At 41.6% G+C, this 23585-nt stretch carries 17 protein-coding genes; all 17 read right to left on the reverse strand.

What is annotated here, in order from left to right; genetic code table 11:
- The 17 genes from G337_RS0122930 to tssK all read right to left on the reverse strand — a co-directional run bounded on the left by G337_RS0122930 (window position 1) and on the right by tssK (window position 23567).
- Window positions 1–1086, reverse strand: coding sequence for a hypothetical protein (locus G337_RS0122930; protein WP_028865915.1), 1086 nt, complete (start codon window positions 1084–1086; stop codon window positions 1–3).
- Between the two features lie 2 nt (window positions 1087–1088).
- Window positions 1089–2921, reverse strand: coding sequence for a type VI secretion system tip protein TssI/VgrG (tssI, locus tag G337_RS0122935; RefSeq protein WP_028865916.1), 1833 nt, complete (start codon window positions 2919–2921; stop codon window positions 1089–1091).
- A 71-nt stretch (window positions 2922–2992) separates the two neighbouring features.
- A complete protein-coding gene (locus tag G337_RS0122940) occupies window positions 2993–3472 on the reverse strand; it encodes an Hcp family type VI secretion system effector (protein ID WP_028865917.1) in 480 nt (159 codons plus the stop codon).
- A gap of 367 nt (window positions 3473–3839) precedes the next feature.
- Window positions 3840–6452: a type VI secretion system ATPase TssH gene (gene tssH, locus G337_RS0122945; protein ID WP_028865918.1), complete on the reverse strand. Its 2613-nt coding sequence runs from the start codon at window positions 6450–6452 to the stop codon at window positions 3840–3842.
- A 35-nt stretch (window positions 6453–6487) separates the two neighbouring features.
- Window positions 6488–7474, reverse strand: a complete 987-nt coding sequence (gene tssG / locus G337_RS27215) for a type VI secretion system baseplate subunit TssG (RefSeq protein ID WP_051303557.1) — start codon at window positions 7472–7474, stop codon at window positions 6488–6490.
- A complete protein-coding gene (gene tssF / locus G337_RS0122955; protein ID WP_028865919.1) occupies window positions 7471–9303 on the reverse strand; it encodes a type VI secretion system baseplate subunit TssF in 1833 nt (610 codons plus the stop codon). Before tssF ends, tssG begins: the two co-directional genes overlap by 4 nt.
- Entirely contained in the window at window positions 9303–9791 is a 489-nt protein-coding gene (gene tssE, locus G337_RS0122960) for a type VI secretion system baseplate subunit TssE (RefSeq protein ID WP_028865920.1), read from the reverse strand. The genes tssF and tssE overlap by 1 nt, the downstream gene beginning before the upstream one ends.
- Window positions 9792–9808: 17 nt before the next feature.
- Entirely contained in the window at window positions 9809–10597 is a 789-nt protein-coding gene (locus G337_RS0122965) for a type VI secretion system accessory protein TagJ (RefSeq protein WP_028865921.1), read from the reverse strand.
- A 10-nt stretch (window positions 10598–10607) separates the two neighbouring features.
- Window positions 10608–12143 (reverse strand): type VI secretion system contractile sheath large subunit, encoded by a 1536-nt coding sequence (gene tssC / locus G337_RS0122970; protein WP_028865922.1) that lies wholly within the window; start codon window positions 12141–12143, stop codon window positions 10608–10610.
- Window positions 12144–12191: 48 nt separating this feature from the next.
- The gene (tssC, locus tag G337_RS0122975; protein WP_028865923.1) at window positions 12192–13682 is read right to left on the reverse strand and encodes a type VI secretion system contractile sheath large subunit; all 1491 of its coding nucleotides are present in this window, start codon (window positions 13680–13682) and stop codon (window positions 12192–12194) included.
- Complete coding sequence (gene tssB, locus G337_RS0122980) at window positions 13679–14182, reverse strand: type VI secretion system contractile sheath small subunit (RefSeq protein WP_028865924.1); 504 nt, start codon at window positions 14180–14182, stop codon at window positions 13679–13681. Before tssB ends, tssC (G337_RS0122975) begins: the two co-directional genes overlap by 4 nt.
- 49 nt (window positions 14183–14231) lie before the next feature.
- On the reverse strand, window positions 14232–15329 hold the full coding sequence (gene tssA / locus G337_RS0122985; RefSeq protein ID WP_028865925.1) for a type VI secretion system protein TssA: 1098 nt from the start codon (window positions 15327–15329) through the stop codon (window positions 14232–14234).
- A gap of 485 nt (window positions 15330–15814) precedes the next feature.
- A complete protein-coding gene (locus tag G337_RS0122990; RefSeq protein ID WP_028865926.1) occupies window positions 15815–16591 on the reverse strand; it encodes a PP2C family protein-serine/threonine phosphatase in 777 nt (258 codons plus the stop codon).
- 9 nt (window positions 16592–16600) lie between these two features.
- On the reverse strand, window positions 16601–17314 hold the full coding sequence (tagF, locus tag G337_RS0122995) for a type VI secretion system-associated protein TagF (protein WP_028865927.1): 714 nt from the start codon (window positions 17312–17314) through the stop codon (window positions 16601–16603).
- Window positions 17296–20865, reverse strand: a complete 3570-nt coding sequence (gene tssM / locus G337_RS0123000; protein ID WP_028865928.1) for a type VI secretion system membrane subunit TssM — start codon at window positions 20863–20865, stop codon at window positions 17296–17298. The genes tagF and tssM overlap by 19 nt, the downstream gene beginning before the upstream one ends.
- A 23-nt stretch (window positions 20866–20888) precedes the next feature.
- Window positions 20889–22214, reverse strand: a complete 1326-nt coding sequence (gene tssL, locus G337_RS0123005) for a type VI secretion system protein TssL, long form (protein WP_028865929.1) — start codon at window positions 22212–22214, stop codon at window positions 20889–20891.
- A 24-nt stretch (window positions 22215–22238) separates the two neighbouring features.
- Window positions 22239–23567: a type VI secretion system baseplate subunit TssK gene (gene tssK, locus G337_RS0123010; protein ID WP_028865930.1), complete on the reverse strand. Its 1329-nt coding sequence runs from the start codon at window positions 23565–23567 to the stop codon at window positions 22239–22241.
- Window positions 23568–23585: the final 18 nt, after the last annotated feature.

Raw genomic sequence — 23585 nt, forward strand, 5'->3', positions numbered from 1 at the left:
TTAGAAATCATCATCAATTGTCGTTTTGTCCCTGTCAGGCACATCTCCACCACCGACCAGATTTGACATTGGTGCATCTTTATTTACACCCGCTTGATCTAAATAATTTTCCGTATCAATACGGATTGCCTTAGCGACAACCTGCGCTTCTTCTTTTGGAATTCTGGCTTCATAAACACCTGGCGATCTTTCTATGGTATCCATGCTCAATGATTGGGCAGTCTCACCTTCCATATGATCTAACCATTCATTGGCTGATGCAAATTTACCTTGAGCATGCAGCGATTTAGCATAATTTTTTTCTACATCGGTTAAATATCTATGCTCAGTTCCTTTACTTTGATCATCAAATACAAAATAGGTAATTGCATCTGCTTCATTATAAGTACCAAACTCTTTAGCAATTGGTACATTAGCACGAGCTTCATTTGGTAATTTAGAGCGGGACATAAAATTTGAATGTGGTACTACGTGCTCACGTTGGTAGCCCGGTTTGGATATTTTTTGCAACTCCTTATAGGGCCCAACAACCAGACCATGTTTGGCATACAGTTTTTGACGAACCTTTGGTTTCTGTACATCTAACTCAATTTTTTTAGCAACAGGCATTGAAGTTGTCTGCGCAGAAGCGACTTTAGGCTTCGCCTTCACAACCTTAGTACCGCTTTCCAGCACAACCGGTTTGGCTGATTTATTGGCGGCAGATGCCAGATGGTTATTGCTGAACAGCGCTTTTTTATGCTCTAACGGAAAAATCAACAGCTGACGCTGTTCTAACTGTAACGCTATAAACTCAGCGACCTGCTGCTGGTTATAATTTGCTTGTGAATGCTCATCATTTTTCACGTAGCTGAATAAACGCCCGATCACAGCACTGTCATTTTTCCATTGATGCAGATTACTTAAAAACTGTTTAGCAAGGGTTTTACAGGTCCAAAACTCCATTAACGGCAGACTTAACCATTCATCTTCAGGTTTATGCTCGGGTTTACAAGCGAGGTATTGATAACCAAAGTTACAAACCAGGGTAATGCCTCGACAGCTTCTCCCTAGATAGTCAACACCATAGTATTTATTTACATTCATCATTAATTCAATGTAATAATTGAAGCTTTCTGCGCGATTTTAGAGCCGTTAATTTTTATACTGGTCCCTTTAATCTCAATCGCACCGCTGCTTTTCATGGTAATAGACGCGCCGCCGGTTTTAAGCACAATTTCACTGCCGGCTTCAATATTTAATTTCTTGCCTACTTTGACAGTGTCATTATTACCAATATCCGCAAGGCGGTCATTGCCTGCTTTAATGGTGTCGTTATTAGCAATCTCCGTTAAGCGGTCATTACCTATGGTGTCTTTCTGATCATTTTTAACATTCAGTTCATGATCTTTTTCCGCCTGGAAAAACAGCAGCTCTTTGCCTTTTTCATCTTCAAAGCGCATCTCATTAAAGTTATTCGCACCGCCTTTTTTGGTACTGTGCGATTTAATACCGCTTTGAGTTTTCTTTGCAGGCAGTGCATAAGGAGGCATTAAATCTGCGTTGTAAACTGCGCCGCTGATAATCGGCTGATCCGGATCGCCGTTAATAAATTCAACCAGTACTTCCTGGCCGACACGGGGGAAAAAGAATGCGCCCCATTTATTGCCGGCCCAGTTCTGGGCGACACGTATCCAGCAGGAACTTTTAGAGTCGTTTTTACCTTCTCTGTCCCAATGGAACTGCACCTTAACGCGGCCGAAATTATCCACTAATATCTCGTCACCGCTGTCTCCGGTTACAACGGCAGTCTGTACGCCGTTGATCAATGGCTTTTGAATTAAAGCTGACGGTCTGTAGGGAGTATTATCAGGTACACATTCAAAGTTGTTTTGGAAAACATCTCCACCGGACTGGCTTGCACCCGACTGGTTAGGCTGCGCGGCAGAAGTTAACAGCGCGGTTAAAACAAAACTTTTGCCTTGATAGCGTTCATCTTCATGATCGGAAAAGGTAAAGGATTTACCCACAGCAAAACTACGGCAGTCTCCTTGACCACTGGATTTATGCATATCTTTCTGCAGCGCTTCAAGGCGGATATCTGCAGCAGGCTTAGCACGTTTATTAAATTCTGATTCGCCCACATAATCATAAATTTCATATTTATCCTGTGCAGGCAGTGTCGCGACTTTATTTTCGCCGCTGGGAAATTTTTTAGGCTGCTTAAAGTCGTAACCTTTTTGTAAAAAGGCTCCGCTCACCATACTCAACCCGCCCTGCCAGCCGGCAACATGAGATTCTGCTAATGAACCTGAAAAACATTTTACACTGCCTTCAGCACATTTTTCATAGGCATTAGGGCTGTCAGCAAGGATCAGCGTATGTGCTGATTTACTGTGTTCAAAGAAATAGAAGATACCTTCCTGCTGTAAAAGGCGGGTCACAAAATCCAGATCGGACTCTTGATACTGCACACAGTAATCATATTTTGCGTAGCTGCTGGTTGTTTTATCTTTAAATGCAACGTTATGCTGGCCGAACAGGTCAGTGATAATATCAATCACAGATTTGTTTTGATAAATACGGCAGTTTGAGCGTTTTTCCATAAACGCCGTGCTGGGCAGGATGGTCAGATGATAATCGGTATAATCTTCTTTATCATCCACAGCTGCAGTACGAGAGCCGCTCGATTCTATATGGCTTACGATGCCGTGGAAATAGCGGATAGAACCGCTGCTCAGCGCATTTCTCAATGAAATACAAACAGGTTTTCCAACAAGACCGTCTAAGGTTATTTTTGTACCGACAGTGTACATCGAAGCTGAAAGTGAAAATGTTTGTGAAATTGCTTCTCTTGCAGAAAAATGAGTTAAATACAGGGTATCTTTACCAAGCGGTGTGGAGATACTGATGATATTATTTTTTTGTGTTGCCTTTTGCATTCCTTGCCCCAACGTCCATGACTTATTTAAGCCCCCGAGAGCGCAGACTCTCAGAGGCTTTAATCAACAAATTACATCTGTTGACCTTTAACACCACTGTAACCGTATACAAGAGGTGCTGTAACATTATTCTTGTCATCAGTAGGCGTAACAGTCATCATCATCTCTGTGTAGCTGATAGTGATGTTTTCAACAGGGCGATCGCCTTGAACAGATACGCTGTAGCTTGAAATCATTGCGTCAGTCAGTTCGATTTTCATGATCTCTTCGATTTTGCTGCCTTGCTTAGTAATGTAGAAAATCGCTTTTTTACCTTTACCAATTGTAGATTCTTTGAATAGATCCGGTGATGCATTATCCTGCAGCTTAGTGATATGAACATCACCTAGACGAGTTGCACTTGCTTCACGATCCTGCGCTGTACCTGTGAAAGATGTTAGTTCACGGCTCACATTCCAGTCTAATGAAAGTACAGTGATTTTATCTTTGTACTCCTCAGCAGTCGTTTCACCTTTAATTCCTTCGTAATCTAAATAAGTATTTGCTTGCATTTAAAATGCTCCTTTGCATGATGTTTTTTCAAAGCTATTTTCATATATAACTTTATGTTGACTTTATTCCATAATAAAAACCTTAAGGCCGTACAAAGCGTACTTTTAAATGACTTTTTACTGACAACCCTAACGCGGTGAACATTATACGAATAAAAACTATAATAACAACAATTAGATCAAAAAAAGTTACTTAAAATGTATAATAATTTCATTGATTTATTGTTGTTTGATTTGTTTTTTATTGACATTTGAAAACAGCATTATAATCGACAAAATTATCACCGTTATAATGCTGTTTAATGATTAAATACATCCCTTCTATTTGTGCTGAATAAAGGAATGCATGATTTATAGAGGGAAGATGCTACACCTTGTAAACAAACTCTTCTTTTTTCACATCCACTTTTACTGAAGTTGTTTGTTTATCATCTGCTAATTTCTCAAGTATTTTTACTGATAAATCAGGAAGCATTGATTTTTGCAGGATATTATGAATATTGCGTGCACCGGATCCTGCATCACTGCACATGGACACAATTTTATCAACCACTTGTGAGCTGTGAGTAAACTTCGCCTGATAATGTTTAGCAAAACGCACACCAATACGTGCAAGCTGCAGTTTAGTAATTTCAGTCAGCATTTCATTATTCAGCGGTACAAATGGAACAACGTTAATACGGCCTAAAAATGCAGGTTTAAATGCATCTAAAAGATCATTCTGCAGTGCTTTCTGCAGCCCGGTAACTGAGGGAGCCGTCTCTTCATCTTCAAACAGCTCCATAGTGGTATCAGTTCCCACATTAGAGGTCATAATGATAATGGTATTTTTGAAATCAATATCACGCCCTTCACCGTCTTTGATCGTTCCTTTGTCAAAGACCTGATAAAACACATCCTGTACCCCGGGGTGGGCCTTTTCCATCTCATCCAGTAAAATTACGCTGTAAGGTTTACGGCGGACAGCTTCCGTTAATACACCGCCTTCACCATAACCGACATAACCAGGAGGAGAACCAACCAGTAAAGAGACTTTATGCTCTTCTTTAAACTCGGACATATTAATAACAGTAACGTTCTCTTCACTGCCGTAAACCTGCTCCGCTAATGTTAATGCGGTTTCTGTTTTACCGACACCGCTTGGGCCTGTTAATAAAAACACGCCGATAGGACGAGTTTCATCCCCCAGTTGAGCACGCGAGGTTTGTACTGTTTTTGCAATTATATCAAGCGCATGCGTCTGACCAATAATACGCTTACCCATGCTGCCTTTAAGCGTCAATATATTATTGATCTCGTCGTTTTTCATTTTACCGACAGGAATTCCCGTCCAGTCAGAAATCACTTCTGCTACCAGCTGTTCATCAACCTGCCAGTGCACCATAGGAGATGTATTTTTCGCCAGCTCCTCTTTCAAAGCTGTAAGTTCAGCAAGCTTCTGTTCCTGCTCTTCTACTTCATCCTGCTGTAATGCATTAATCAGTACTGAGACCTGCTGAACCAGCTCAACTTCTTTCTGCCATTGTGCAGTTAACGGCACTAAATCTTTCTGCACCTGTTTTAACTCTTTATTAAGATCCAGCAGTTTTTTCTTATGGCTAACACCCGTTTTTTCTTCATTACCTAAAAGTTTAATCTGTACAGTCAGCTGCTGTTCTTCGCGCTGCAGCATTTCAACCACACCGGGAGTAGATGCCTGGCTCATCGCAACACGTGCACAGGCTGTATCTAATAAACTGACCGCTTTGTCGGGCAGTTGACGGCCATTAATATAACGCTTCGATAATGACACTGACGCCTGCAGTGCCTGATCTGAAATCAAAACATTATGGTGATTAGCCATAATAGGTAATAAGCCGCGCATCATGATCACTGCGTTTGCTTCACTTGGCTCTTCAATTTTAACAACCTGAAAACGGCGGGTTAATGCGGCGTCTTTTTCAAAGAACTTTTTATATTCAGCCCATGTTGTGGCGGCAATAGTACGCAGCTCGCCGCGAGCCAGTGCAGGTTTTAACAGGTTAGCGGCATCATTCTGCCCCGCTTGCCCGCCGCTGCCGATCATCGTATGTGCTTCATCAATAAAGAGAATGACCGGAACAGGAGAGGCTTTTACTTCGCCAATTAATGCTTTAAGGCGGTTTTCAAACTCGCCCTTCATGCCTGCACCTGCCTGCAGTAAAGCCAGGTCTAAAACACGAATAGAAACGTTTTGTAATGCCAGCGGTACATCTTTCTGCGCAACCCGCAGTGCTAAACCTTCAACAACAGCTGTTTTACCGACCCCTGCTTCACCGGTTAAAATTGGATTATTTTGACGGCGGCGCGTTAAAATATCGATCATCTGACGAATTTCGTTATCACGGCCTAATATCGGATCCAGCTTATTTTCTCTCGCCTGCGCGGTTAAGTCCTGAGTAAACTGATCTAAAGAGGGGGTTTTACTCAATGCTCCAGCAGGGGCAGGCGCCCCTGAATTATCAACGGCGGGTACGCCGCCGCTTTCGCTAGACTGGGCGGCTAACTGCGGCCATGAGTTGGAAAGCTGTGCGGCATCCACGTCAAGCAGCTGCTTAGCAGAACGAGAAATAAGCGCACATAAACTATCATCATTCAGCAGTGTATAAATAATGTATGCCGAACGAATCTGCGTGTCGTTAAACTCAATGGTGGTATTTAACCAGCTCTGACGTAATAAGTTCACTATATGAGGGGATAAGCTCGGCGCGGCACTATTACCTGTTTTTAATTTTTCTAAACCAATTCGTAATTCAGAAAGCAGCTGCTCTTTGTCAAACGCAAAACTCGCGGCAATAAGCTGCAGATCACCGACTTCCTGCTCAAGCATAGCCTGAAGCCAATGCTCTATTTCAACTGTAAACTGGCTTCTACTATGACAAATAGAAGCTGCACGCTCAAGTGTGTCTCGACATGCAGGGTTAAGCTTTTCAACTAGCTTGCTTAAAGTCATCGCTGACATATTTTAATCCTTTAATTGTGTTTATTTAGCGTGATTTATAAAGATATTGTGAAATTATCTTTTGAACTTAACTGACGGCTGCCCAAAGCACAGCCCATACCCAGCGGCTCGCTCTCTTTTGATAAGCAGGCGACGGGCATCTGGCCAATGTTGACCTGCAGCTGAATTTTATAATCCATTGATTTTCCGAGGTATTCAGATATGAGTTGATTAACCCCTTGATAAATACGGCCGCCGTTTAAATAATCTTTAATTTTTGAACCTGCGTCCGGCTTTATTACAACCTTAATTGAAGAGCTGATATCCCAGATTTTCTGGCCAATGCTGGCATCTACACCAAGACATGCAAACTGTCCTTCAGGCTGTGAACGTCGACCTAGCTTGGTCTGCTCTGATTCAGCTAACTGCTGCCATTTTCCTTGAAACTGATCGATATCGATTTCACATCCGGTAAAGTGGCTTAATATTTGTCTGAGCCCTGCAACATTACGCACCTTACGGTTAAAAATTCCAGCGTAAAATTTACCAATACTATTTGTAGAGCCGGTCAATTCATTAAGAGCCGTTGAAAATGAGTCAAGATGATTTTGACTGCTTTTTTCAAAGCCGATCGGAAAACGGTATTTCTCCCAGGCGCGGTAATATAAAGACAACAGGCGGTGATTAAACAGATCAAAAAAATCACGCATGCCTGTGTCTTTATATTTCAAACGCTCCAGAACAAGTTCCGTATAATGCTGCGGCAGGGCACCGTTGGTGCCGGTTACCCCCATAAAAGAGACATGCATATCCAGCATAGACTCATGGGCGGCGGAAGGCCGGGGAACAACTTTGCTTACTGAGGTTCCCGGAAAACCTAAATGCTGATCCGATTTAAAACGAACCAGCTCATTCTTCGGAATACTGTCATGGCCGACTTTTCTCTGCTGCTCTTTACCGGCAGCCAGCTGACGCTCAATGGTATAAACCGCTTGATAAAAGTCATATTCCTCAGGACTGTCAATTAACTCTGCAATACTCATAGTAACGGGATATTTCCTGCGCGGCTCGGCCATTGATGATATATATTGTCATGACCTTTGAACCTGATACTTAAACGAGTAAAGCTGTTGATTGATGCAAACTGCGAGAAGAAATGATCTAAAACAGCTGAAAAGAAAAAGATACCGCTGCCGGCAAAATGATCCGTTGCAAAGGTTATTTCTATGTCTGTCCCGTTACAGAAACAGATCCGCCCTTTCTGGTTTACCCGCGCAGTGGCGCCCTGCAGTTTAATGCCGGCAATATTTTCAATCATGGTTTTATTTTCAGGCGTGCTTTTAAAGTCATATAACTTCAGTGTTTCTTTTAATGTTTTCAGCGCCGACTCGCCGCTGAAATGCTCCAGAGATAAATGACTGATTAACTGCCAGCGTGTCGCATCACCTAATGCAGCACGCACAGGTGTGGTTGGGGCCAGTAGACATTTAACCTGTTTAATAATATCGGCACGCTCAGATACCAGCATCCTGGCCTGATCACTGCCGAAAGGTAAATGGGTTGGTAAATTACGGTTGCTGCATAATGCTTTAATACGCAGTACCCAGACATTATATTCATCGGCGCTGCTGAAACCTTTAAACTGATGATCAACTAATGAAAGATACAGCTCGGTGCCGTTTTCTGCGCTGCCGCCGGCCCAGCTTGAAGCTTCCCGTCTTTCATGCCAGAACATACGATCCTGATCGGTATAAGCTGGGTGTGTTTCACCATAAAAGGGACTTACCTTAATCGTATTCTGCTTTTGGTCGTGAGCATCAACACTTTGAATCTGGATTATTTCAGAGACATCAGAATCAATATATTTGGCTGCTAATTTGTATTCATATTGAGACGCTTCAATATGAACCGGCTCCAGTTCCTGCTCAAACAAGTTAATTATCGGTGTACAGCCCATTAAAAAGTTACTGGCTGTAACCTGTTTTTCCAGATCTTCAGATATCTGATCAAGGTATATATAGATATCAAACTTATCGGCAATACCCGGCCAGTCAACATTGAGATTATCCAGCTCAAAAAACAGAAATTTTTCAGGAAAAATAAAATTTTCAATTAAGGTTCGGTAAGCTGAAAAAGAGCGTTTACTGTAAGGTACAACCTGCTGGTCATCATCAAAACCAAGCGCTTTAATATGCCTTGATTCAAGATACTGAGTACTGTTCAATTCTCCCGGCCGGCTTATCGCCATTCCCAGACAGTGGGCAGACAAAAGCTCATATAAAAGAAACGACTGCTGTTCCTGTCCATGAAGATAAAAACGAATTTTATCAACTGCAAGGCTTTCCATGCTGACTTCTTCAAAGTCCGTGGCAAAACTTAATTTAATAATAGATTTTGGAGGTGTCTGCCAGATAGGCTGCGGTGCACTAAACGGCGCATTTTGAAACTTCGCCCCGGTAATTTCCAGCGGCCATAATTTGGTATCATAACAAGTTTGGAAATAACACGGTTTCACGCCGTCTACTTGTGTTTCAACCTGCGAACCTCGTGGTAGAACAACACCGCTGGTTGATACATTTTCGGTGACCATTTTGATAACAGACATTGACGGAATAGGCGCTTGATAATCAGGATATAACTGACCTAATAATGCATCAGTTAATTCCGGGAAGCTGTCATCGAGCTTTTGTCGAACCTGAGCAGTAAGCAGTGAAAATGCTTCAATCAAGCGCGACACATGAGGATCTTCAATATGCTCTTCACTTAATTTTAACCGCCCTGCTAATTTAGGATAATTTTCAGCAAACTCGGCGCCCATATTTCTTATAAAGGCAAGCTCTTTATTATAATATCTTAATAAATCGTCATTCATTACATGCTCTCCATAATCTTCATACCTAAATGAACAGGCTCAACTTCTGAGTCAAAACTTATGTATTCAGGATCAGGATCTGCATATAACACGGCATTGATGCGCAGCTTTAAAATACGGTCAATAGACTGCTCATTATCAACAGTTTCAACATCAACCTCGACAAACCGCGGTTCAAAACGTCTAATCGACTCTGCCACTTTCTGACACAGCAGCTGCCGCCCTTCTAAGCTACCGACAGCCATACTGGAAAAGTCTTCCAGTCCGTAGTTAACTAAAGAGTTCTTTAACTCCTTATAACAGTCAGGCCATGTATTCCACTGTACTTTAGCATTTAATAAATTCTCGATATCACGCCCGACACTGCGGCGTAACTGCGGTAAATTCACTCCTCTATAATGCTCTTCCACATCCCATTCTTCGGGAGCATCATCAATCAGCTTATCGAGCAGTGAAGCATTAATTCTAGTTTGCTGGGCGGCTTTCATTAATTATTCCGTCTATCTTACGAGTCAGCACATGCAAGCTGTTTAAAATCAGAAAACGGCACGGCGGCATCATCAACAAACCACATTTTCTGCCCCGTTCCAACCATCACATCTGTAGAAACCTCTTTCCAGTCGGTTTCACGTCCCAGTTTTTCAGCATCCGTTTCACTCTGTACATACACAATAGGCATATGCGCTTCACCGGAAGGGCCGTTTTTAATGCTTAAATCAACGCGGCGCCATACTTTCTCGATAATTGATACGGCAGGTTTAAATGAAATGAATTCAATTTCTGATAACTCTGCTAAATAATACTTACCGTCGGTGCCGAATATTTCAACAAAGCCGCCTAATGTATCATCAAGATCGCGTAACTCCTGCACCGGCGAGTTATCAAGTTTCATCGCTGCTGCAGGTCTCACTTTCTCTAAATTTTCTGCACCGGCACGGATTGAATCATGGTCACCATTGTGCAGTTCAATATTTAACTTCATAAGTGCTTCGCTATGCTCATTAGTACCGTTAAATAATTCCGGTACTGAAATACCAGCGGCAAAGTCTTTTCTTGCCTGATCAGCACGAATTAACTGGCGCAGATTAGTTGCACCCACTAAAAAATCCGGATGTTTCTGCACCATAATATTTAATTGTTTATCTGCACGCTCTAACTCCCCCTTTACACACAACAGTTCGATTAACGAACTGCGAAAGTCAACATTCATGGGATCGTCTTTCAATTCATTTTCTAACCATTTCACAGCTTCTGTTAACTGTCCCAGCTGTAACATTTCTTGAATTTTTTTCATTTCTCTTCCATTAATTTTGAGGGGTTAATTCCGTCACCAGTTTTATACTTGAAACCATTTGATCTAATTGAAAATGCGGCTGCAGCTGGATCACTGAACAGTAATATCCAGGTTTACCGACCATCTCTCTTACTTTTACCTGCGCACTGTAGAGCGGATACCTGCTTCTTAATTCTTCTGAAGCGGAGTCTCCTCCCGCGGTATACTTAAGCAGCCATCTTTGTAAATCCTGCTCACAAAGCTCTGCTGAGCTGTAGGTACCTAATTTCTCACGACCTAATACTTTCAAGTAATGCGCAAACCTTGATACACACAAAATATACTGCAGCATGGAAGACAACTTAGCGTTAACCGTCGCGGCTAAGGTGTTATACTGTCCAGGCTTCTGTACTGATGCATTACTAAAAAATACTAAATGATCACAGCCGTTTATTGATGATATTGGGATAAAACCATTATCAGATAAGATTTTCTCCGCTCTGTCGCCTACTTGTAAGTTAACCGATGGTTTACTGCTTTTTCGGTATCTATCTGTTTCATACTGCGAAACAGGTAAATCACAAACTAGACCTTTTTTTCTATAACCGGGCTGCATTCCTCTAATCTGCCCAAACCACCCAGACTCCGCATACGCCCGTACCAGCACGCCGGAAAAAGCATAAGCGGCATTTCCCCAAAGCTGCTCTTTTTGCGGATCTTTAATAACTTCTTTAAATTTAAAAGCTTCACTGCGTGTACCGTCAGCTTTATAGGGGGCACGCATCAATATATTAGGTAAGGTTATTCCTAAGTAGCGGGACTCCTCCATATCACGCAATGACTGCCACTTTATGTATTCAGACTGCTCAAAGTTCTTTGACCAGTTTATATAAGCCCCAAGATCAGAGAAATCATCAACGGCAAACAAAGAGGGATGCGCAGAAGTAATAAAAGGAGTAAAAGCGGCGGCGGCTACACGAGAAATATCTTTTAATGTATCGATATCATTGGTAGTAAAGCCCTGCTTATGCTTATGCGAAACCTGATAGTCACCAATCACGACACCAAAAGGCTCTCCGCCGGACATGTCATACTCATTGCTGTAAATGAGTTTAAAAAACTCACTCTGATCAAATTCAATCGCCTTATCAAGGTCTTTACTTAATGTCTGCCAGCTGCAGTCCAGCACTTTTATTTTTATCTGCTCTTCTTTGTCATGTAATTCTTTTTGATCGATTAAATATGACAGCCCTCGCCAGCTGGCTTCCAGCTTTTGAAAATCTTTATTATGTAAAATGATATTGATCTGTTTTTCTATCAAGGAATCAAGTTCACTGACAGTTTTTAATAATAAGGACAGCAGGCTGTTTTTATTAACATCCTTAAGCGAAAGTGATGAATGCTCAATCCACAATAATAGTGATTTAAGATCATCACGCTCTCTTAAAAAACGATGCATTGCAGAGTGCTTATTCAGCGTTTTTTTAGCAGAGTAGGACGAGGGTTCAGCACACTCGGTGTGCACAAACAGTGAACTGCTCTCTAAAAATGAAACCTCATCTAACATCGTATATTTAATATCCGTTGTATATAGGGGACAAGCCCCTATTATGCATTAGCCAATTGATGGAATTTTGGCAACTAATCGTAAAGATGAAGTTAACTCTTCCATCTGCAGCCAGGGTTTTAACCAGGCAACAGCATTGTAAGAGCCTGGTTGTCCCGGAATCTCTTTTACCTGTACTTTTGCATCTGCCAGCGGGTATTTAGCGCGAATTTCCTGGCCGCCTCCCTCTGCCGCATTCACGTAAGATAAGATCCAGCGGTTTAACCATGACTCAACATCTTCCGCTTCCATGAAGGATCCGATTTTGTCACGCGCCATTACTTTTAAGTAATGAGCAAAACGAGAAGTTGCCATCATGTACGGCAAGCGCGCAGAAATAGCCGCGTTTGCTGTCGCATCCGGGTTATCATAAATTTTAGGGTGCTGACATGTCTGACCGCCGAAAAATACCGCATAGTCAGTATTTTTATAGTGGCATAAAGGTAAGAAACCCAGCTTGCTCAGTTCCGCTTCGCGGCGGTCGGTAATACCGATTTCAGTCGGACATTTAAGATCCGGATCCCCGTCATCACTGGTAAAGATATGCGTCGGCAGGCCTTCAACTTTACCGCCGCCCTCAGCACCACGAATTGCAGTACAGAAGCCGTATGTAGCAAAAGCTTTAGCCATATTAGTCGCCATCGGATAGGCGGCATTCATCCAGCAGTAATCATTAGATGAAGTTGTTGCTGAACGTATGCCTTTATCATCAAGAGTAAATTCTTCGTAACTAAACTCTTCCACGGGTTTTGTTGCTTCACCATATGGTAAGCGGGCTAAAACACGCGGCATTGTCAGTGTGACAAAACGTGAGTCATCACTGTCACGGAATGCATTCCATTTAGTGTATTCTAGTGATTCAAATACTTTTTCTAAATCACGCGGTTTAGTCAGCTCAGACCAGTCTTCGAAACCAAATAGTGACGGACCAGATGCAGATATAAATGGACAGAAGCCGGCAGCCGCTACATTTGACATTAAGGATAAGGTTTCAATATCAGCAGGATGATTTGAGAATTCATAATCACCAACTAAAGCACCATAAGGTTCACCACCAGGTGTACCAAATTCCGATTCATAAATCTTTTTAAAGGTCTGGCTCTGATCAAATTCAACGGCCTTGCTTAAATCTTTATGCAGCTCTTTTTTACTCATGCTCATAATACGAATTTTTAACGTCGCGCTTGTTTCACAGTTATTAACCATGTGATGAACACCACGCCAGCTGCCTTCCAGCTTTTGAAACTCTTGATTATGCATAATGACAGAAAGCTGTTTTGAAATAGTACGATCCAGAGCCGAGATAGCCTCTCTGAATGTTACTGTTAAATTTCTATTCCATTTAACAGTACCTTTCAGTGCTTCTTCAGTTAAAGAACGGATAAGCTCTTCAGAACGAGAATTTTCTGTTTGTTTAGTCGCGCTGATTGCCTGACCTAGTATCGAAACACTAACCTCTTCCTCAGCTGGTCTTTCTAAAACCTGTGCTTCCGTGCTCATTCCTGTGCTCCTTCAATTTTTAGCTCAGATGCTAACTGGTCCAGACTTGCTGTATTGTTAAGTACATCTTCAAGAATATTTTCAAGATCTTCTGAACGGTCAATTTTAGTCATTAAGTCACGTAATTTATTACGTGTATCCATTAGTTTTTTTAATGGTTCGACCTGGTTTACTACGGCAGCAGGTTCAAAATCATCCAGTGATTTAAAGGACAGATTTAGCTTTATCTCTGAATCATCATCAGACAGCGTGCTTGCTACACTAATATCTAATTTCGGATTCATACGCTTTAGAATGTCATTATAATTATCACGATCAATTTGAATGAAGCGACGATCTTTAAGCGGTTTTAAATCTTCCGTGTTATGCCCTGAAAAATCTCCTGTAACACCAACTACAAAGGGTAATTCCTTTTTTACTAATGCCCCTTCAGTTTCAACATCATAAGTGATGTGAACGCGCGGTTTTCTGACTCGTTTCAGTTTGTCATGTATGCTCAAGTTAAACTCCTTCCATTTAAAAATTTACTAATCCAAAAAACTGCGGTTTTTAATCTTCCGCTTTAATGCCCGATAATTTGAAAAAACCATTTCTGGCATCTCCGTCTACAATAAGTTCTTGAAGTAATTCAGGCAGACTTAATTCACTCCATCGTACTACTTGCTCTATGGCGTAAGACATAGGTGAGTGCGGCTCAGTTTTTCTAAAAAACTTTGCGATTTCATCTAATTTATCCAATGCCTGTTCACGAGTATTTACTTGTTCATTTACCACAGAAACAGAAGAGGAAACGACATTCTCATCTTCACTTTCTTCTACGCAGCTCTCTTCAACTGCATTAGACTGATCATCAGCTAAAATATCTTTAGCTATATGTTTAACAGCAATTGAACAGGACTCTAAACATTTGCGTATATAACTTGTGGGCTGGGGATCACCAAGCATTGCTTTATCCATTACTGCAGATAACTGTGAAAATGCCTGCATCGCAGATTCAACATCTTGATTTAATTCTAGGTAAAATGATCTGCTGGTTTCTTTAATACTCTGCTGTACTTCCTCTAAAGAGGTTACGCCGGCAGCAAATTTCTTCTGCTGCTTCTCAGCATCCAGGCGGTCAACTTCACAGGCCTGCTCATACTGCCATGTTGAATAAGGCTCAACACCGTCAGTAACAAAAATGGCTTTAATCGGTGCAATAAGCGCCCCTTCACCATCAATACCGTTCAAACCAACAAGCGGCGCAATGCGCTCGGAAAGATCTCCGTCATCAGGCCAGGGAAATAAGTCATCCCAGTATAATTCGATTAACTGTGCGGCTAATTGAAAACCGAAAGTTAAACCTTTAAAGCCGTATTTTCGGCATAACGCTTCTATATACCAGGCGGTAAACTCGAGATCCTTGCAGTCCGCTATCAGCACAGCAGGAACTTTTTCGAGTATCGGCAGCCATTCAGAAATAACAGATGCCACACTTTCTTCATCGATTAAAGCTTTACGTTCGTCTGCACGTGCACTATTGCGCACATCTTTAAGTAAATAATAGGTAGAGGTTGGAGAGATATCTAAACGGGGATCGGTTCCGGTTGTAAATTCTTCCGATACAGGAAGAGTCAGTTCATCGACTGTAAAATTCAAGGTGCTCATTATATCTTCCGTGGTGTGTAATGCTTTAATCCATAAAGCACAGTAAAGTCAAAAAACGGTGATTTTAAACAAATACATGGTACGTAGCAAGCCTATTTGTTTACTTTATTTTACATTTACTGTCACCAAACAGTTATATAAAATTGACTGGCACATAATGTATTGAAAACATGATAAAAAAAACAACCAGGTGAAGCGTGACGATATTCGCCACCAGCCACAAGCACCAACAAAACACCACAAAAAGCACCAAAACCTAGATTTACAGCGCCCATCAAGCATTTCATTTAAAAACAGGGCAAAATCAACAGGAAAACAGTTTTATCACAACTGCATTATTTACATTTGACTTATGAAAAATAAAAAGCGGATATTCACACATGATTTAATCAACAATGAAAAACAAAGGTCACAATTAAAAATAATATCAAAGACAAAGAACACTGCAGTTCAACATTTTTGATGAACTGCAGTTTAAACGGCGGTTACTTTCTAAATACCGGGATTGTAGAATCATCCCCGCATAGCGGCGGGTTAGCGGCCTGGTCCTGGTGCTTAACTAAAATACACGTTACATTGTCTCGTGCATTTCTTACTAATGATGCGTGCATTAATGCCATGCCTGAATCAATAATTGAACCAGATCGCAGAGCCTGCTCAATCTCAGCATCACTCACTTCCTTATTCAAACCGTCACTGCACAGCAGAAACACATCTTCATGCTGCAGATCATACTTTTTAATATCGACCTCAAGCTCCGCAGCCACGCCGACAGCTCTTGTTATTACATTCGCCAGCGGATGTGTTTCAGCATCTTCCGGTTTTAATACTCCCTCATCAACCATATCATTGACTTGACTATGGTCTTTGGTTACCTGTAATAACTGCTGTTCACGCAGTAAATAACCTCTGCTGTCACCGGCCCATAATAACCAGCAGCTGTTATTTTTGATAAACAATATCACCACAGTACTGCCGGCAAGCTTACCGGCAAACTCAGTTTCACTCATCCGGAGCAGCCGTTCGTTAGCTCCTTTAAGCGCATCAACTAAAATATCACAGTTCATCTCTTCAGCGCCGGTGCATTCAACAACCTGCTGTACGGTATCAATAATAAGCTGACTTGCTACATCACCAGCGGCATGCCCGCCCATTCCATCTGCGACAACCCAAATTCCATGGCAAGGAAGCTCTAAATAAGCATCCTCATTTACTTTACGCACAGTGCCGCGATGGCTCTGTGCATGACTCGTTTGAAGCATTTAACTTCCTTATACTATTTCGCTAATATTCCAGTCCCGCTGCTGCCACTGACCGTCCAGCATAGAAACAAACTGACTAACTTGAGGCAAACCATCGGTTACAATAAAACAAGGATCAACCAGATCAGAGCCGTTTGTCCACCAGAGGCTGTAGTATCCAAACTGCTGCTGATACTGCTGATGCATAAGCTGTAAAACGGACGGGTTAAATTTACCTTGTACTACCCAGGCTTTTTTAACTTTATCCATCGACTCAATATTTGAAATACTGATTTTATCTCCGTCAACGCTTAGCGGCTCATCGCAGAATCTGCTGAACCAGGTTTCCAGATCCAGCCCGTCCTCTAATACCTCCAGTATTTTATTTTCAAAATTACTGTCCCACTCATTTTCATGCCAGGCCTGCACAGCAGTTAAGTTATGTTTTGCCACAATCGTAAACGGAAAATAACGGCTTACTTTATCGACACTGGGGATCAAAGTTCCTATTGCCGGAGAGTCGCCGCACACGCCGGGAGATAATGAAAAATGCCATATCGGACTCGTCAGATAACAATCAAGCCAGTTCTGCTCAAGCTGCTCTTTACTCACAGCAATAACAGCCTGCAGCCATTCATTCCAGACAGTTAAAAACTCGACATCAAAATCACTTTGAATAAAATCGCCTTTTGTAGGAATTTTTCCACAATAACCGATATTCTGAGTTACAGCTTGCTCGGACATGCGAACCTCGACAAACTGTTTTTCCAGAACGGGTTATTAACACTATTCGGCGTTAATAATATTTTTGCTTCATTACTATTCAAAGAAATATCTAACTGCCCGTCTCTCTTCGTCGCAGGACGCTGCCGTGCTAACGAATCTAAGAACCTGAATAATGACCAGTCACCTACATACTGCTTGTTAACAGAGCGTCCTCCATTCGGCGGTGTAAATACCACACGAGTTTTACCGCTGTAATTACCAGGCCAGACAAACTGTTTACTGCGGATAGGATCATGCCGGTAGTTCAGCTCCTGTCCGTTGATATCTAGTTTGAAATGGCTGATATGTCTATCTAGATAAAGCGGTTTAAGTGCAAACTCAACCCGCGGTGTGCTCATTCCTGCTTCAAAAAAGTTATGTCTAATACCTTCCGCCCGCTGGAACATGATTAACACATCATTATTTAAACCAACATCTTTAGAAAAGCGCCATGGGTTGTTATTGGTATTAACAAACTGCTTTAAGTGTTTATTAAAGAAGGTATCCAGAGTGCCTTCATATCCAAAGAAACGGCTGAAATCTTTTAAGCGAACTTCCTTGCGGGACGCCCTCTTAAACGGGTAACGTCCTGAAATTGCTCGATGACACTCAGCCAGGACTTCTTTTCTCCATAGGGTATTTAACTCTTTTTTAGCAGCGGCCTGTTTTATCATGTTGTTTTCAATAACTTTACGCTCCAGCCACATTGAAATACTGTCGTACCAGCCGGATACAGGAAAAGGTATTTTTCCAATCTGATCGTTTAGATCACGCCCTACCTGTGCATAATCGATTTCAAATTCGTTATTTGAAAAACCATAAACGCGGTTAGAAGCTAATTTTTTCTTCTCCATAGAACGATCTAAAATACGCAGAATATCCTGAGCTTTATCAATGCTCTCGATATCAATATCAAGTAAATCCGTGAAGGCAACTTCAACTTCTTTACCTGGTAAATCAATATCAATATCTAACGGTTCTTTAGGTAACAGCCGGCTGATACGTGCTTTTTTCGCACGTAACAGTTCATCGGATGCACTTTCAGCAATACTTGCCGCCGCTTTCGCATTCTTTGAGACAGGAATTTTTGTTAACTGTACATTTTTCTGTACTTTTAAAATAATGCTCTTAATAGGCGCTTCTGAATTTGCAAGCGCATTAATAATTTCACTAGACTCTTTTGCACTGTCGAAATCCCTTAGAGACAAATCACTTAAAAAGTTTTCCCAGTAGTAGATATAATCCTGAGCATATTTGTCTTCCAGCTGCTTAGTAATCAGCTCGATATTATCGCTGTCAAGCACACTCTCGCTGTCACCATATACCCAGCTGTCTTCGACTAAGCTTCTGACAATGCGATTTTTTTCGGTATTAAAAATACCGTGAAAACCGTTATAGGTATATAAGCCGGGAATAGCCTGATTCACATCTTTACCGCTTAGGAAAGTAAATGCCTTTAAGCTGTCTAAACTGAGAATATTGATAATTCTAAAGTCAGGAATATTGCTTGGAATATAGTCAGACTTTAACCTTTGGTAAGCGCGCTCAACCAGGCTCAGCATGCTTAATTCCTGACGTGCCTGCTCAATTGATTTATTGTCTATTTCCTGTCCGCGGATTCCTAAATCAAGCATAGTATCAAGGTGCTGGTTTAAATCACTGCGTATACTCTGATTAATATCACCAATAATCTTGCGCTCAAAATAAACAGAGAACCATGCTTTTACATCTTCTTCTGCATAATTATCCGGCTGATAAAGCATCAGGTAAGTTTTTAAGGTCAGGTATAAATAATTAAGGTTGTCATTATTTTCCGCCATTTCCTGCAGCAGTATTGATGTCAGGTATGGAGATAAGTAACCGTTCAAAGCCCGTTTATATGCCCCGATCGCCGGCTGCTTGAGCTTATCTCCCTGATATAACCCCATAGTATATGCATCTTCATTTAACGGTTCGTTAGCAAAACCAACCGGTAAATTTCTTAATATAGTCAGCCCTTTAGTTAATTCAATAATATTGCTTTTACTCGTTAAACCACCCGACGTAACTTCTGTATAGCGGCCGACAGATAACCTGGTATTATCAACTAACTCACGGTTCCAGCTGTAACTCTGCCACCATGCAAAACTGAATCCAATCGTTAGAACAGATGCAAGTACAAGCACAGAGCGCTTTAAAATAAGATTTTGTTTGTCATGATGCTTATTGGTAGTCGCCAGATCTTTCTCAGGAAAAATGACATCTTCTAAAAGGCGTTTGATAAAGTAACTGCGCGCTGGTTTTGTATTTGCAGCACCTAAATTAGTCCGGTTTGAAGTTAATAATTCCGATGATAATTTATCTATCGGACTGCCTTCCTGTGTTGCACTGGTTAAATACACACCGCGCAGCATAGGGGCAGCTTCATAAGAGTTGGGAAAAAATATCTCTTTTAAAAAATCATCAGCCGCATTTTGTAATAAACGCAGCTGCTTAGGAAATTCATAAATAACACGTTTGCGTTCTTGATTTCTTTCATTTTTTAAACGGCTGTTGATACGTTCATTGAGATTTTTCAATAAAGCATGGAACTCTTTATTGAAGCGGCTGACAACACTTTCCTCCTCAATATCAGCCTGCATCGGGAAAGTAACTCCCCAGATCTGCTCGCAGTCTTCTTTTTCTAAGTCATCAAAAAATTCATTAAATCCGGCTATCAAATCACATTTAGATAATAAAACATAAACAGGGAATGTCATGCCGAGCTGGTTCTGCAGCTCCTGCAGACGCTGCTTTATAGCACGGGCATGCAGATTTCTTTCTGTCTTAGTCTGATTAAGCAGCTCAGCAAGCCCCATACTGATAATAACCCCGTTAATAGGTCTAATCGGGCGATGCTTTTTGAGCAGGCCTAAAAATCCCTGCCAGGCACGAGAATCTTGTTTTTTATGGCTGTCTTGTGTTGTATAACGCCCCGCAGTATCGATTAACACGGCTTTATTAGTAAACCACCAGTCACAATTACGAGTGCCTGCAACTCCCTGGATCATGTCGACACCCATCTTTTCTTTTAACGGGTACTCTAAACCTGAGTGCTGGATAGCTGTTGTTTTACCCGACCCAGGCGGTCCTATCATAATATACCAGGGCAGTTCGTAGATGCTTTTGTTCTTACCAAGCTTAGTATGTTTCAGCACCTCCAGTGCCTGTGTCATACGCTGCTGCAGCGTTTCTATCTCTTTCTTAACGGACTCGTCACTGACATTATTTAAATTATCAGCATCGCCATGGATCATATTATTGACCATTGCTTCGTTATTGGTTTTATCCTTAAGTTTAGAGATTAAATAATAGATCCCCCAGCATAAGGCGATCAGCAGTAAGAAAACGAATCTTGCTGTTGCAGACAATAGCGGTTCATAGCCGGCAATAGCAATTAAAGGGCCGCCGAACCAGATTATTAACGCTAAACAAATTAATCCTAAGGCGGTAATAACCGTTTTTAATTTAAGATTTAACATCGATTTTTTAAAAATAGATTTAAATGACACGAAACATTCCTTTGTAATGGCGATTAAAATAGTAAATCTATTTCAATTCTTCGGTTAACAGCGCGGTTTTCTATACTGTTATTTTCTACAACAGGCTCGTCTGAACCTCTTCCTTCAGGCCACAAACGCCCGTTTAATGCAGCGCTGTCTGCAAGTACATTCGCAATTGATGTTGCTCTTGCCAGTGACAGGTGCCAGTTGGAGGGATAACGGGTAGTAAATATTTTTTCATCATCGGTATGACCGGTGACTAATATTTTCCCCTGTGTACTTTCTAAAGTACGGGCGATTTTATTTAACACCACGACAAAGTCTTCACGTGCCTCTGCACTGCCTGAGGAGAAAAGATGCCCGGCACCAATGCGGATACGAACACGGCCGCTTAACTGTTCAACATTCAGCATATCCCGCTGGATTTCGGTTTGTAAGTGCTGCTTCAGCAAGGTAAATTCTTTACGGTTAAGTGCGCTTTTATCTGCTTTTTCTTCCTTCCATGGAACAAGTCCGGCTAGTTCATCGTACGCAGAAGATGAGTAATTATTAATGTTGTAGCTGAATCCCATATAAACAAACATTACTGCAGCTGCAAACAAGGTAACAATAACCCATAAAGGAAATGATGCTTGAAGCTCTCCCCCTTTTACAACTTTTTCCTGCCAGCCGGGAGAAAGCTCCCGGTGAAAATCAGCTTTGTGGTTTTTAACAGCTAAATAGGCCGATTCTCGATAATCTTCAAGCTTACGCTCCCCCTGCTCTTCAAAACGCATCTTTCCGACAAATCCCAGGGATAAACAAAGATACATCAGCTCTAATAAATGATGTTTTACTGCTGAATGCTGCAGTGCATCATCCAGTAAGGTATAAAAATACTCTCCGCCGAATGTTTCACTGTGAAAAGTAGAAAGCAGACTTTCAGAGGCCCAGCTGCTGTTTCCTCCCCATTTTGTATTCAAAACAGTTTCATCTAAAAAGCAGCAGATGCAATAACGTGATGATTCAATTGTTTCTAAATCTACTCCTTCTGCCCGTAGTTCCTGTTCATAACTTTTTATCAGCTCAATACACTGATAACGTAACTGGCTGATATCATCATGTCTTTCAATAATGCGCAGCTGGCAGCATAATGATAATAGATTGCCGGCGCAGTCTACTACCGGGTTGTCCGCAATGGTAAGTACAAGGTTGTGTGCAGGCCGGCTGTTAGCATTTTCAAATACAACCGTTTTTCCATTTTTATCGTCATGATTATTGGTTTGTGCATCACCCGCACCGTCATTATTCTGTTTATTTGAATTCAGCGCCGGACTTCGCCTGCCCGGGCTGGGTTTCACTATTGTTTTGTCATTCACGTTGTTCGATCCTTGATCAATTAATTAGCTGTTAACAGCCCATAGCTCCAGCATTAAAGCCGGATAGTTACCTGATAAATGCAGTGCGATTCCGCCGCTGGACTGTAGTTTTGCCCAGTGCACACTAGACTTGTCTAACTGGAAGTAGTGATAACCGGCATGGAATGGAACCTGGCGGGGTGCAACAGGCAGGCCGGTTAAGCCGACCCCTGTTAACTGGTTATTAACCAGCTCTCTAATCGTTTCTACAGAGCCTATTTTTATCTGCGAAGGTAATCGTTGACGAATGTCTTCACTTTTTACATCGGCTTTTACCGCCAGAACAAAATCTGCACTGTCTAATAATTTTTTATCGTTTATCGGCGCGACATGAATTCCAAACTGACTTTCTTTTAACGGCAGCTGCACAGCAGTCTGCTCTAATACACTGCTTAAGCTGTTAATAATAACCGCCATGCAGCTGCTGAAAATTGTGCTTAACTCATCGTGCTGATATGCAGGCATCTGCACGGTGCGTTTATCCGGGGAAGTAAAGGTTGCTAATTCACCTGCAAAGCTGGTTAATGTCTGATAAAAATCAGCCGGGTGTAATCCAGATATCGCGTGGAAATGTTCAAAAACAGGTTGATATTTATTCAGCAGCTGCAGCATTAAAAAATCAGCGATTGAACTTGAAGCCCCCTGCCCCTGACTAAGCCGAGCGGCAATAACATCGGCCCTCTGCTTGATCATACCTATAACTTCTTGAATTAATTTGAATAAACCAGGTATATTTTGCACGGCATAACAGCACGGGATAAACTTCTGATCTAAATGCACCAGCCCTTCTTCCGAAACCTCGACAATACGAGCAACCGCAAAGGAGATATAACCGGAGCGATCCTCATTCTGCAGCTTAAGCTGACAATTTAACTGGGCAACCTGGAGCATTTCGATCGCGTCGCTGCCGACACTGGTATCCATAATACTTTGATCATGATACTTATAACGTGTAATAACAGGGTCTAAAGAATCTGATATATTCAACCCGGAGCTTTTATTAACCGGCACAGCAATATAAACCAGTTGATCCAGAGTGCCTGGCGCAACACTAATTGACTTAGGTAATGGAGCCTGCTCCGGAAGCGAGGCTAATGTATTATCTTGAAATATACACTGCAGGTGATTTAAACCAAACTGCCCTAGTGCTAATAAGCTCTTATCAATTTCAAAATCAAAAATACCCCAGCAGTAGGGGTTACTCGTTTTATTAATATATGCATGCTGAAACTGTAAATACCTGTCCTGCTGTTGAAAATGCTGCGGCCGTAAAAACATCCCTTCCGACCAGGCAACCGAATTTATATCACTCATAACTTCCCTATTATTTTA

Origin of the sequence: Psychromonas aquimarina ATCC BAA-1526 (genome assembly GCF_000428725.1) — a bacterium.
GTDB lineage: Bacteria > Pseudomonadota > Gammaproteobacteria > Enterobacterales > Psychromonadaceae > Psychromonas > Psychromonas aquimarina.

Bases quoted from the DNA above. Each gene is read 5' to 3' on its own strand.
- tssC (WP_028865922.1), bottom strand. From the start codon at position 12,143: ATGTTAGATGAGGTTTCATTTTTAGAGAGCAGTTCACTGTTTGTGCAC.
- G337_RS0122940 (WP_028865917.1), bottom strand. From the start codon at position 3,472: ATGCAAGCAAATACTTATTTAGATTACGAAGGAATTAAAGGTGAAACG.
- tssE (WP_028865920.1), bottom strand. From the start codon at position 9,791: ATGAAAGCCGCCCAGCAAACTAGAATTAATGCTTCACTGCTCGATAAG.
- tssH (WP_028865918.1), bottom strand. From the start codon at position 6,452: ATGTCAGCGATGACTTTAAGCAAGCTAGTTGAAAAGCTTAACCCTGCA.
- G337_RS0122930 (WP_028865915.1), bottom strand. From the start codon at position 1,086: ATGAATGTAAATAAATACTATGGTGTTGACTATCTAGGGAGAAGCTGT.
- tssG (WP_051303557.1), bottom strand. From the start codon at position 7,474: ATGAGTATTGCAGAGTTAATTGACAGTCCTGAGGAATATGACTTTTAT.
- G337_RS0122965 (WP_028865921.1), bottom strand. From the start codon at position 10,597: ATGAAAAAAATTCAAGAAATGTTACAGCTGGGACAGTTAACAGAAGCT.
- tssC (WP_028865923.1), bottom strand. From the start codon at position 13,682: ATGAGCACGGAAGCACAGGTTTTAGAAAGACCAGCTGAGGAAGAGGTT.
- tagF (WP_028865927.1), bottom strand. From the start codon at position 17,314: ATGTCCGAGCAAGCTGTAACTCAGAATATCGGTTATTGTGGAAAAATT.
- tssI (WP_028865916.1), bottom strand. From the start codon at position 2,921: ATGCAAAAGGCAACACAAAAAAATAATATCATCAGTATCTCCACACCG.
- tssF (WP_028865919.1), bottom strand. From the start codon at position 9,303: ATGAATGACGATTTATTAAGATATTATAATAAAGAGCTTGCCTTTATA.
- G337_RS0122990 (WP_028865926.1), bottom strand. From the start codon at position 16,591: ATGCTTCAAACGAGTCATGCACAGAGCCATCGCGGCACTGTGCGTAAA.
- tssA (WP_028865925.1), bottom strand. From the start codon at position 15,329: ATGAGCACCTTGAATTTTACAGTCGATGAACTGACTCTTCCTGTATCG.
- tssK (WP_028865930.1), bottom strand. From the start codon at position 23,567: ATGAGTGATATAAATTCGGTTGCCTGGTCGGAAGGGATGTTTTTACGG.